Origin of the sequence: Pontibacter lucknowensis (assembly GCF_900156415.1) — a bacterium.
Taxonomy (GTDB): Bacteria; Bacteroidota; Bacteroidia; order Cytophagales; family Hymenobacteraceae; genus Pontibacter; species Pontibacter lucknowensis.
The window spans coordinates 60,267-73,861 of record NZ_FTNM01000001.1; the positions used below are offsets into that span (position 1 = coordinate 60,267).

The window sequence follows — 13,595 nt, forward strand, 5'->3', positions numbered from 1 at the left end:
AGTCTATTGTTTGAGTAATTTGAAATGATTGTTGAAATCTCCCATGCGGGTTGAGATGATGTAGACCCCACGTGGCAGGTTTGGATCAAGCGTGAGCTTCTCGATGTTGGTACCCTTCGCCACCTGCACGCTTCGCTGCAGCAGTTGCTGGCCAGTGGCCGTAGTAACCGTGATCTGCAGTTCTCCGTCCAGCTCCGCATCGATGCTCAGTTCCACCTCCGAATGGAATGGATTCGGATAAGCCTTCACTTTGTTCACCGACACTTCATCGAAGTGCACCGCCTTGATGTTGAAGAACTCAACCTTGCCATCCAGGTCCACCTGCTTCAGTCGGTAGTAACGCACGCCCTGCTTGCCATTCTCTTTGTCCACGAAGCTGTAGGTCTGCTTCAGGCTGGTCGTATTCACTTTCGACTCCACGAAGCCCAGCACTCTGAAAGTCTTCGCATCACTCGACACCTGCACCTCGAAGCCCTTGTTGTCCTGCTCCGAAGCCGTCGCCCAATCCAGCACTACATCAGCTCCGCGTTTGGTGGCGTTGAAGTAGAGGAGCTCTACAGGGAGTGGGATGATTGGAGTAGTGTCAACAGTCAACATAGCCCGTATATCGTAGCAAGTACCAGGGTTTGTAGGGATATCGCATCGAATTGACACCTGCAACGCACCCATTGGCTCTGTCATCGTAAATGTAGTACCACCTTCTTGCATTAACTTCCATTTATTATCATCTACGCCATCTCCCATATACCACTTAATAGAAGCCTCATCTGTATCATTTGCATCCAAAATGTTAGACTCTACTGTAAATGTGTACTTTTTACCCATTTCCATATCTGCTGGACTTGCTAATTTCACCCCATTTTCATCAGAGATTATAATATTGCCAGTAGCATATATTATTGGGTTTTCAACAATAGTAGGTACTGGGATATCGCGAGTACAACGGGTGTTTATGTTCGAAGCAACAATTTTGTAAGATCCAGCTTTATAAGTACCGAAGTTAATGGCACTTCCCGTGCTACTAGTTCTGGCATCGCCCAAGTCAGTATTACTAGGTAGGCTTACCAATTGGTACAACACTCCAGGCTGTGATGATGGCAGGATAATGTCTACACCAGCTGCTGTTTCACAGTAGCTTCCACTCTGCGCTGTGATTGCTTCAGGCAGCTCATCCATGGTTACGGCAAGGCTTCCCATTTCCTGAGGGCAGGCTGCTACGGTTGCACTCGATATACTGGTCGCTCTTACCGTGTAAGTACCTACTGCAGTTTGGTTTCCAAAGCCGATTGCTTCACCCGTACCGTTTGCTGAGGCTACTGCCGTGGCTGAACCTTCAAAATATAGTTCATACCGCACACCTATTTCAGAATCCACCAGCCCAATTGGCACACCAGCTCCTCCAGAACAGTAGCTGCCACCGCCGGTCAAATTGAATCTGGTAGGTAACGTAGTAACATATACTGTAGCTTCGCCAGTCATTGCTCTTGGGCAACTGGCCGGTGCAGCTGTAGTGGCTTCAATAGTATAGGTACCTGCCTCGGTAATTCCTGTAAAACTTAGTGCTCCCCCGGTACCATTAAGAAGCCTTACCTCAACATTATCTTTCTTGAGGCTGTAGAGCACTCCTGTCTGAGAACCTGAGAGGTTGATTGTTACACCGGCAGCACCAGCGCAGTAAGCTCCACCACCCGTTACACTGTAGACATTAGGCAGCGGATTAGTGCCAATTATAGCGTTACCTGTCATCATTATGGTACAAGCAGGTGCTGTAGCATAAGATGCACTTACTGTATAAGTACCGGTTACGCTCGTTGGAGTAAAATTCAGTTGTTCTCCGGTACCCGCTAAAGTCTGAACCACAGTTGTACCTCTTAGCAAGGTATACCTAACCCCTGGTTCAGAATCTGACAGAGTGATTGGATAACCAACTGGTGAACCAGTACAGTAACTGCCACCACCCGCGACCGCGAACGGTGTTATAGCTGGTTTTACTGTAAGCGACCCTAGATTAAGTGGTATAGATTCACAGGTGTTAGAGACTACTACACTTATAGGATAAGTACCTGGGGTGGCTGTAACATCAGTACCTATCGTCAGGCTTGGTATAGTAGTATTATATGTTCGAGCATTAGGAGCCGTACCTACTGTCCAAGCATAAGACACTGCATTCACACCTGTCGATGTTACATTGACAGAGAAAGTTTCTGAACCATTCAAACAAACACTTGGTGTCTTTGGAGTAGCTGTGGCTGTCACGATGTCATTCACAGTCATGGTAATCGTATTGGAATTCGAACGGTCCCGACATTTACTGGTTTTGTCAAATTCTTCAATGTCTGTGTTGAAGTCGATTGACACCTCATCCCCGTTTTTCAGATTTGCTGTAGTCCACTGTAGTTGCGCGTTATTACCAGTATAAGCTATAGTATTCACAACTACCCCATTAACCATCCAGTTTAGCTTCAAATTTGATGAAACCCAAGGAAAATCTCCTTGCAGCGTTGCAGTAAAGGTCACTGGCTGGCCCTGACAAACAGGGTTTGGCGTTGCATTGAGTGTAATGTTATAATTAGCCTGCTCAGCGGTATAGGCTCTACTGGATAAATGCCTGTCAAAGTTAGGCCCGCACACGCCTCCGCCCACTGTAACATACACTGCATAATAATCTAAAGAGGACAAACCTGCATTTGAGAATGTTTGCCCGTTAGAGCCGATTTCTGGTAGCTGGTTCTTCGTCCATTGATATGTAATTCCACTGGTTACTTCAGTGCCACCTCTAACAATTGGATCAAAATACCTCCAGGCATACCGTTTAACTATATCCGGTGTATTAGCTGGAAACTCATAGTTCGGGTTTGCTACAGGTTGTTCCTGAGGTCCAACAAGAGAGCCGTCTGCACCTATCGGTTCACCGGCAGCATTGGTCAGATAAGGGTAAATTACTTCTGCATCCCTCCAAACCCTAACTGTATGTGTTACATTATCCCCTCTACAGAAAGGCTTCATAGATGAAGTAACAACTGCTTTGTAAATAGACTGAATCACTCGTACAGTTACAGGATCAGAAGTATTACTGCAGCCACCGGCTTTATAGGTATAAGTAACAGTATAAGTTCCTGCTCCCAGAGAACAAGGAGCGAAGGTTGAAGTTGTTGAAACTGTCTCCCCAGAAGAGTTAACCACTTTGAACTCTCCACTTGAATTAGATGGAGAAGCTGCCATGGCCACTGGCGCATCACCTGTGTAATAAGAAGATGCCAGGTTTGTAATAGTCGGTTTTGCTGGCAGCGGGTTAACCCTCACGTAAACCTCATCCACACTAGTGTTGGAGCAGCCTCCACCGCTAACTACTCTTCTATAGTACGTCGTAGTAGTTGAGGTTACTGTTTGTACAGGAGGAGTATAAGAGGCATTAGTAGCGTTTGCGATTGCAGTCCAGTTTCCAGTTGTACCAACCCGCCGTTCCCACTGAAAACTATTGTTGAATCCTCCAGAAAGTGTTGTATTTGGCTTCTGTCCAAGTGGAGCAATAGTCGCACCAGAGCAGACCGTTTGTAAACCTGCAATTGAGTTGCCTGTAATTTGTGGAGTAACAGTCACCTTGATTGCTGCGGTTGTTATACTTTCGCACCCGCCTGAAATAACCTTTCTCTTAAACCAAGTTGTTTCTGTTAGATTTCCAGGTTCATAGTCCTTCACGTTCGTGCTTGCAATGTCGCTGAAGCCGGTCGTAGCTGACGTAGTGCTTCTCTGCCACACGAACGTGTAGGTGCCGTTGCCCCCTGTGGGCGCAGTACCGTTCAGCGTGCCCGGGGAGGTGCCCGTGCAAACCGTTAGATCTGCGGTAGCTAAGTTATTGTTAGCAATGACAGGGTTCACTACAACTTGAACAGCAGGTGATACAATTTCGCAGTTTTCGGATTTCACTAACCTTCTAAACCAAGTTGTTTCTGTTAGATTTCCAGGTTCATAGTCCTTCACGTTCGTGCTTGCAATGTCGCTGAAGCCGGTCGTAGCTGACGTAGTGCTTCTCTGCCACACGAACGTGTAGGTGCCGTTGCCCCCTGTGGGCGCAGTACCGTTCAGCGTGCCCGGGGAGGTGCCCGTGCAAATGCCTGTAACTGGCGCAGTGGTGGTGATGGTATTGTTACTAATTGTTTCAGTAACTGTTACCTTCACAGCTGTGCTGTAAGTTGTACAATTGCCTGAAGTTACTCCACGTCTGTAGTAGGTGGTATTTGCTGTAGAAGTCTGTGGTGTATATGTTGCCGAGTTAGAGTTATTGATGTTTGTCCAGCTGTTGTCCGCACCTGTAGAGCTTGTCTGCCATGTGTAAGTATAACTTGCTGAGCCATCGCCTCCAGTCACAGCACCACTCAGAGCCTGACCTAGGTCGCCTTTACAATAATCCAGCTTGCCCGCAATGGTATTTTGAGTAATTGTTGGAGTAACTGTCACCTTAAACTCATTGCTCTCGTGATCTTTACAAGCTCCAGAAGAGACAATACGCTTGTAATAGAACTCTCCAGCTTGTGCCGTCGATGGAGTTAAACTTGCTTCCTCCTCATCAATCGGTCCCCAACTACCATTTGCACCTGATTTTACACGCCATGAGTAGCTAAACTCCCCATCTCCTCCGCTAACAGCTCCACCAATTGCAGAAGCAGTAGCATTCTGGCAGTAGTTTGAAGTACCCGAGATGTTATTTACAATGGATGGATTAACCGTGATTGCAACTACGTTACTCTCTTTGTTCGCACAGTTTCCTGATGTTACAATACGCTTGTAGTAAGTAGTTCCCGCTACAGTTGTTACAGGTGTGTAATCTGCACCTGCTGCACCTGTAATTGTAGTCCATGTCCCGTTAGCTGATGCACTGCTCTGCCAAGTATAAGTATAAGAACCTGTACCATTACCACCCGTTACAGCACCTCCAATAGCACCTGCTGCTACACTTTGGCAATAAGTAGTTGTAGTGGTGCTGATGTTGTTTATAATAGTCGGCGTAACTGTTACTGCCATAACATTGCTCTCAACATTTAAGCATTGGCCGGAGCTAACCAAACGTCTGTAATAAGTAGTACCGCCATCGGCAGTTGAAGGTATATAGTCTGCACTTGCTGCGTTTGTAATTGTTGTCCATGTTCCGTTGGCTGATGCTCTGCTCTGCCACTGATAAGTATAGGAACCTGTACCACCTGTTATAGTACCGTCTGTTCTTAAAGCTGATGCAGAAGCTCCCTGGCAATATTCTGTAGTCCCTGTTATCGCATTTCCTGCTATGGCTGGCTGCACCGTAACTGTTATGCTTTTTGATTGCGTAGCACATTTTGATGCAGGGTTTGTTGTAGTCAGGCTAACTACTGAGCTAGTGATTCTGCTTACAGAAGATGGTGCTGTTACAGTTATGATAGATGTCGTAAGGCCAGCAGCATCAACGCTCTTAGATGTTTCAGTAAAGCTAAAGCCATTGGTTACAGCCCAGATACCTGTGCCACCGGAGTAAGTTCCGGTTACGGTAAAGGTAGTTGGTCCCTCCGTGTTCTGACAGATTGTTGAGCCTTCTGTAGTTATGTTAGCAGTTGGCTGAGGCAGTACAGTAATTTCCAACGGATCAGAAAGTTGTATACAAACCGGCTGAATACTCGTTTCAGTAATTTCTACTTGATAGGCTCCTGTAGCCTTTGCAGTATACACTCTAGAAGTAGAGACAACCGTTTCATTAGCTGTCCCCTTATCCTTTATCCAACGATAAGCATACGTCTGGCCTGTAGGAGGTGATATAGCACTAAGAACTAGTTCGCCTCCTTCACAGAATGTTGTTGCTCCTGAATATGAAAATATTGCAAACTGCAGTGTTCCTTCCCTTACTTCTGTACCAGGAGAAGTGCTCTCACAACCAGTTATTTTGTCTATTACTTTGACGCTATAAGTGCCCGATGTGTTCACTTCAAATTCCTGCAATTCACTTTGTATACCGGTACTACCTACCTTGTACCACTCATAACTGTAATTGCCATCAGGAGCTCTTAATGTAACAGATGAACCGGCGCAAAACTGCGGTGGCCCCAATACAGTGATAGAAGCATCAGGCAATGGATTAACTGTTACTGTTACAGTTTTAGCCACAGACTCACAACCATTTGTTGTACCATACACGGTGTAGGTAGTGGTTTGAGTAGGTCTGGCAGAAACAGTAGCTCCTGTGGTGGCGCTAAGGCCTGTAGCTGGCTCCCAGCGATAAGTAGAGGCTCCGCTCGCCGTCAAGGATACAGAATTCCCTAGGCATATCTCTTGATCCGCAGTTACAGTTACAGTTGGCTGCTGCTTTACCGTAACAGTTTTAGTGGTTGTATTGGTACAAGTATTGCCGTCTGTAAAGCTATATTCTATAATATACGTTCCGGCTCCTAAAGTACTTGGATTAAAGCTAGCACCTGTGGCTACTTCTGTTCCGTTCTTCAAAATGCGGAATGAACCGCCCTGACCTGATGGTGAGCCAGCTAAAGTGATTGCCGTCTGAGATGTACAATATTCTGTGGCCAAATCTGTAGTGATACTGACAGTAGGAAGCTCGTTAACAGTAGCTGTAACAGCAACTCGTGCACTTTCACAACTAGTTGCAATATTGTAACTAGATGCATAATAAGTAGTGGTTGTTGTCAGGCTTGGTGTGGTGTATGAGCTACCTTCTTCTAACGGTTCGCCACCTGTAGCGCTGGAATACCATCTTACAATTGTTCCATTACTTCCAAAATCTGCCTTAAGTGTAACAGGTCCACTGTCACAAACTTCTCCACCTGTTACAGTTGGTACCTCGGGTATTGCACTTACTATAACGGCTATAGGTTGTTCAGTTGTTCTAGTACATTCACCCGCTTTCACTGTTCTTCTGTAGTAGGTCCTACCTACTGTAGTCGTAGGGGGGGTATAGTCTTCCTCTTCTCCAACTACGGTCCAAGGGCTTGATCCAGTAGCACTTCGCTCCCAAGTATAGGATTTTGTGGCAGTGCCACCTCCTGTAGCCGTAGCAGTTAATTTTGTTGCTGTTTCATTATGGCAGTAGGTTGTCGTGCCGGTAATTGTACCCGGCTCAAGTGATGGTGTTACATTAATTGTAATAGTTTGCTCGATAGACTCGCAGCCATTGGTTGTGCCAACCACTCTATATGTTGTAGTAGTGCTTGGGGTAACGATGACCCTACTGCTGGTATTTCCTGACGGTACTCCTGTACCTGACCATGCATAAGTATCGGCACCGGAAGCGCTCAACTCGACTGACTCTCCTTCACAGATTGCGGTTTTGCTTGCAGACAAAGCAACAACAGGCTTTGGCTTTACTGTAACGCTAGTGCTGGCAGTACCTTTGCAACCATTTGAGTTGGTAACCTCTACTGTATACTCCCCTTCATTAGCTTCCGCAGCATTAGTTATAATAGGGTAACGCTGTGTAGAAGTGAAACCGTTAGGTCCTGTCCAGGCATAGGTATCATTCTCCGTACCGTTTGACACTAGACGGATTTCATCGCCTGGGCATACGTCTGCTACCGGACTAACACTGATCACCATCTTGGGATAAACACCCACCGTTACATCTGCCTCCCTATAGCAATCAGTATTACTACCGTTGCTCACTCTTAGTCTGTAAGTATAACTCTGGATTTGAGAACCTGCATTTTCAGGTAAATTCAGTGTTGGATTAGCTACATCTGTAGCTGACAGGGCGCTAATAGGTGCTTCATTTAAAGCAGACCAAGTGTATACATAGCCAGATAGTGCAGCAGTTCCAGCGCCTAAAGTCGTCTCTGAGCCAGAACAAACTGTTCTATTAGCACCAGCGCTGATGTTTGTAGGGAATGCCGATACTGCAACGTTTAGAGTTTGAGTGCTTCCTAGCTGACCACATGCGTTCTCTGCCTGTACAGATATAGCAACATTAGAAGCTGTATTACTGAAATTTACAGTAATAGAATTGCTTGTTTCACCTGAAACAATTGTCGCCCCAGGACCTACACTCCAGTTATACTTTGCCGCACCGATATCTGCTACCGTGTAAGTAACACCTTGTGTATTCTCACAAACTGTATTGTCACCTGTTATTGCACCTACATTATATACAGGATGCACTACTAAGTCGAAAGTGTTGGAGGAACCTCCAGATGGGGTTGGATTAAAAACAGTTAGAGCTAGCGTTCTGGCCGTACCTAGGTCTGCAGCGGTCAATGTAGTGGTTAATGAGGTAGTGCTTATAAAGGAGGTAGCTCTATCTGCCGCATTAATCCTCACTACTGAGCCTCTGACAAAGTTAATACCTGTTAATGTTATAGTATTACTACTTCCTCCCGCTGTTAAACAATGGGACACAGCAGTTACAGTAGGAGTATTGTTATTTACGACAAAGCTATTGCTGGATACCTGCAGGTTTTCATAACTCGCTTGCAACTGAAAGTTTCCACCTTCATCTATTTTAAGGTCATTAAATGTTGCTACTCCGTTTGAGAGAGAAGCCGTTCCTCCAGATGTGATAAGCGCAGAAGAAGGCGTACCAGATAAGCTTAAATTAATGCTACCAGTAGCATCAGTTACAATATTGTTGAACTGGTCACGCACAGATACACTTGGAAAAGGAGCCATAATAGCACTTACAGCAGTAGTTGAGGGTTGTTGGGTGAAGGATATTGAATTAGCAACACCATGTGTCATGGTAAGATTAGCAACCGTAGTATTTGAACTTAACCCAACAATATTTGAATTGCCTTCAATATAAACACTTCCTGCTGATGGCAAAGCAACAATACCTGAAATAGGCTGTACTTCTATCCCACTTATTGTAACAACATCTGGACTACTGCCAGCAGAAATCCCACTTAACGAAAAGGTTAATGTTTTTCTATCGGCTGAGAGAACAGGACGAAAAGTTGACGTAGGAATATTTCCCCCTGAGTTTGCTACAAGTGCAACACTCGTCTGACTATTTGGGTTAAACTGCCAGTTACCCGTTGCTTTAATTATCAAGCTATAACTTGCGCCGCTTCCTCCTGCTCCTGTAAAATCTTTCCCATCTTGTTCTCTGATGACCACATTTCCTATTGGGACAAAGGATGGAGAAGCTGCATCTGCTGCTTGATCTACTGTGGCACCTAAGTTAACTGCTGTAATAGGCTGTATTGCCGCCATCAAATACACAGACCCAGCCAGAATCATCAGGCTGGTGAGGGCGATTACAAAGCTTTTGGTTTTGGTAACACGACTAATCAATTGTGTAAAATTCTTTCTCATATACTCAAAATTTAAGGTGAGTTGCGAGCACGCTATTAGGGTTTTGGTGCTTGTTTTCGGTTACAAAAGGCAATAGGGATCATGCGAAGGCTCTACAGGAGCTTCGGAGGGAGGTGCAGGACTCTTTGAAAGAGTTACCTGGTTAGCAAAGGCTTTTACTGGCCCAGCAGGCACAGAAAGCCAGGCAACGTCATTTTGGTGGGCTTATAAGGGACAAAGAAATGTCCGGCATAGCGGCTATAACCATAGCGGCTATGATGTCACAGACTGATTTCGACAGATAATCAATAAATACACTCACTGGCTAATAGGGTTAGAGTAGGGTTCTTAACAGCTTATTACCTTTATTAATTATAAAGGTTTCATGATTAAGATATAAAAATTACTAATTTAAATTCTTATAATCCAGTTATTAACAATAAAATTTAAATTTATTGCACCGTTATTTATCTAATGTTATAACTTAAAACTTAGGCTTGAAAAACATATCCTGCCTAAACGTTCTGAATACAAACAAATATGAATACTTATATATATTTCAGTCTTATTATAATTGCACTATTTTTCTTGCTATATTTTTAAAGATTTTTCCATCTTCACCTTAAAAATCTTTTCTAGATCCACTGAAATTGACGGAGTTTATGCGCGGGTATGACACAAAGTTGTCTTTCTCAAGATTTGCAACAAGCTCTGTTATAGTGTATATTGATTGCTTGTTTATATGAGAGCCATGAAAAGAAAGACGCACCTCCGTGTTCGCAAAACGCATCGTTACCTGGGCCTGATCACAGGTATACAGTTTGTTATGTGGACCATTGGAGGCATATATTTCAGCTTCAGCGATATGGACGAGATACATGGTGACCACCAGCGCAAGCCTGGTGGCATGGCTTTCGAAAGCAACATGGAATTGGTCTCTCCTGCTGAGGTGATGACGCAGTTGCCTGGCCCTGCAACGGTCACATCGTTGAGGTTGATTGACATCCTGGGCACACCGCATTACCAGATCCAAATAGCTGACGGTCATCATTCGGGTGGAGCCGGGCATGATCATGGCCAAATGCCAGCCCAAACCATACTGGCTCTTGCTGAAACCGGTGAGTTGCGCCCGGCACTGAACGAGCAGGAGGCAATTGAACTCGCCCGCCATAGTTTTATAGATTCAACCGCTGTGGCCAGTGTGGAGTATCTTACCAAGGAAAATATAAACGGGCACCATGAGTACCGCGGCAGCGCCCTACCAGCCTGGGCTATCACCATGGAGCACCCCACCAAGACTACAGTATATGTAGCCGCTGAGCAGGGCGTGGTCACCAAGTTCCGGAACGACAAGTGGCGGGTGTTTGACTTCCTCTGGATGATGCATACCATGGATTACCAGGGACGCGATAACTTTGGCAACATCCTGCTGCGCGTGTTTTCGATTGCAGGTATTGTGACTATACTTTCAGGCTTTGCCCTTTACTTTGTGAGCAGTGGTTCACGTCGGAAAAACACCGCCAGACCACAAGATCGGAGACGGCCCGTTATCAGCTAACTTACACGAGCTTACGACACACTGCTATTCAAGCCCTGCCACTACCGGCGGGGCTTTTATTTTTGGAAAAGGCGAAGCAAAAGGGGAAATTGCATAACTAACCTTATTTCACGATCACCCTTAAAACAACCGTACCCATGAGAAAAATTTATGCACTCGCCACGGCGGCACTGGTCTTTCTAAGTCAGTGGACGATGGCGCAGGCAGACCTCTCCTACTACCTCCCGCAGGATGTAACCTACAACAAAGAGTTTCTGACACCCAAAGACATTCTGGGCTACAACGTGGGCGAATGGCATGTGAGCCATGACCAGCTGGCCATGTACATGCGGCAAATGGCGCAGCTCTCCGACCGCATCACGATTGAGGAGTATGCCCGCACGCACGAAAACCGCCCGCTATACCTGCTCACCATCACTTCCCCCGAAAACCACAAGAACATCCAGCGCATAAAGGAGCAGCACCGTCAGCTGACTGATCCGAATGCATCCGGCAAGCTCGATATCAGGAACATGCCGGGCGTGGTGTGGATGGGCTACAGCGTGCACGGCAACGAACCGAGCGGCAGCAATGCCTCTTTGCTAGCCGTATACCACCTGGCCGCGGCTCAGGGGCCTGAGATTGAGAAGCTGCTGAATGAGACTGTTATCCTGATCGACCCTTCGATCAACCCGGACGGACTGAACCGCTTTGCCAGTTGGGTAAACACGCACCGCAGCAAAAACCTGGTGACAGACCCAAACAGCGAAGAGTTTTCTGAGGCCTGGCCACGTGGCCGTACCAACCACTACTGGTTTGACCTGAACCGCGACTGGTTGCCGCTCCAGCACCCGGAGTCGAAAGGCAGACTGGCCAAGTTCCACGAGTGGAAGCCAAATGTGCTCACTGACCACCACGAGATGGGCACTAACTCTACTTTCTTCTTCCAGCCAGGTATACCGAGCCGCAACCACCCGCTCACCCCGGCTCGCAATTATGACCTGACCAAAAAGATTGCCGGCTTCCATGCCAAAGCACTCGACAAGATCGGTTCGTTCTACTATACAGAAGAGAGCTTTGATGACTTTTACTATGGCAAAGGCTCTACTTACCCGGATGTGAATGGTGCCATCGGCATCCTGTTTGAGCAGGCGAGCTCCAGAGGTCATGCGCAGGAGAGCGTAAACGGTGTACTGACTTTCCCTTTCACCATCCGCAACCAGTTCACCACTACTCTTTCTACTTTGGAGGCGGTGCAGAACATGCGCGAAGAGTTGCTAAACCATCAGCGTGACTTTTACCGCGATGCCCTGAAAGAGTCTGCTAAAGCTCCGGTTGGAGCTTATGTGTTCCACGCCGAGAAAGATCCGGCCCGTGCTTATCACCTGGCTGAGATCATCCACCAGCACCAGATCGACATCTACCGTCCGCAGGAGAAATTCACGATCAACAATGTGACCTATACCCCTGAGAACAGCTACATCGTGCCTACCAACCAGCCGCAGTACAGGCTGATCGAAGGTATGTTTGAGCGCCGTACTTCGTTCCAGGACAGCCTGTTCTACGACGTATCGGCCTGGACGCTGCCGCTAGCTTTCAACCTGGAGCACGCTAACCTGACATCACGCCAGTTCAAACGTAACATGCTTGGCCAGAAACTTGCCTCCGTTGACTTCCCTGCGGGCCAGGTAGTAGGGGGAAACAGCGCTTATGTCTATGCGTTTGAGTGGCATGGCTACTATGCTCCAAGAGCTCTCAATACCCTCTTCAACCATGGTTTGCAGGCCAGAGTGGCCACGGATCGATTTACAGGTGCGAATGGTAAGCAGTTTGACTACGGCACCATCCTGATACCTGTGACAGGTCAGCCAGTCAGTGCGGAGCGCATACACGAGCTGATGACTCAAATCGCTAAGGACAATGGCATCATGGTACATGCTATCAGCACCGGATTCACAGAAGGCATCAACCTGGGGAGCCCGGGCATCTATACCTTGCAGCAACCTAAAGTAGCCATGCTGATCGGCGACGGTGTGAACAGCAACGACGCCGGTGAAGCCTGGCACCTGCTCGACCATCGCTTCGATATCGTCACTAGCCTGATCAATGCCGAGTCTGTGAACCGCGCTGACTTGAGCCGTTACAATGTGATGATCATGGCCGATGGCTCTTACGGTAGTATTTCGGAGATCGGTAAGGCGAGACTCCGCACCTGGGTGCAGCAGGGCGGTACGCTGATAGGTATGGGCAATGCCACGCGTTGGCTTGCCGATAACAAGATTGGTAATTTCACCTTCAAGCAGGGCGAAAGTAACAACACCGAGCGACTGCCATACGCTACTATGAGCAACACGACTGGTGCACAGGTGATTGGTGGTGCCATTTTTGAAACCAACCTCGACCTGACGCATCCGCTGGGATATGGCTACTACAATAGCAAACTGCCTGTGTTCCGCGACAATCGCTTGTTCATGGAGCCTTCCAAGAGCCCTTATGCCAACCCGGCGGTATACACAGCCAATCCACTGCTGAGCGGCTACATTTCCAAACCGAACCTGAAGCAGCTTGGCAATACGGCTGCAATCTCGGTGTCGGCTTTGGGTGGAGGTAAAGTCATTGGTATGACAGACAATCCGAATTTCCGTGCCTTCTGGTTCGGCACTAATAAGCTGTTCCTCAACAGCATTTTCTTCGGCCAGATCATCAGCGGAGGTTCCGCCCGAGCAGAGGAAGCAGCGCATTAACAAGCGATTATAAACCATCTTTTAACAGAAAGGCCAGCGCAAATGCGCTGGCCTTT

At 47.0% G+C, this 13,595-nt stretch carries 3 protein-coding genes; 2 read left to right on the plus strand and 1 reads right to left on the minus strand.

What is annotated here, in order from left to right; all coding sequences use genetic code 11:
• Positions 1–3: 3 nt before the first annotated feature.
• Positions 4–9,279: an Ig-like domain-containing protein gene (locus tag BW972_RS19535; RefSeq protein WP_083674036.1), complete on the minus strand. Its 9,276-nt coding sequence runs from the start codon at positions 9,277–9,279 to the stop codon at positions 4–6.
• Positions 9,280–10,009: 730 nt separating this feature from the next.
• On the opposite strand from BW972_RS19535, the gene BW972_RS00275 reads away from it, so the two are divergent.
• The gene (locus BW972_RS00275) at positions 10,010–10,816 is read left to right on the plus strand and encodes a PepSY domain-containing protein (protein ID WP_076421441.1); all 807 of its coding nucleotides are present in this window, start codon (positions 10,010–10,012) and stop codon (positions 10,814–10,816) included.
• A 137-nt stretch (positions 10,817–10,953) separates the two neighbouring features.
• Positions 10,954–13,539: a M14 metallopeptidase family protein gene (locus BW972_RS00280; RefSeq protein ID WP_076420307.1), complete on the plus strand. Its 2,586-nt coding sequence runs from the start codon at positions 10,954–10,956 to the stop codon at positions 13,537–13,539.
• Positions 13,540–13,595 lie beyond the last annotated feature (56 nt).

What these genes read in the sequence shown, in the direction of transcription:
- BW972_RS19535 (WP_083674036.1), bottom strand. Translation starts at nt 9,279, where the DNA reads ATGAGAAAGAATTTTACACAATTGATTAGTCGTGTTACCAAAACCAAA.
- BW972_RS00275 (WP_076421441.1), top strand. Translation starts at nt 10,010, where the DNA reads ATGAAAAGAAAGACGCACCTCCGTGTTCGCAAAACGCATCGTTACCTG.
- BW972_RS00280 (WP_076420307.1), top strand. Translation starts at nt 10,954, where the DNA reads ATGAGAAAAATTTATGCACTCGCCACGGCGGCACTGGTCTTTCTAAGT.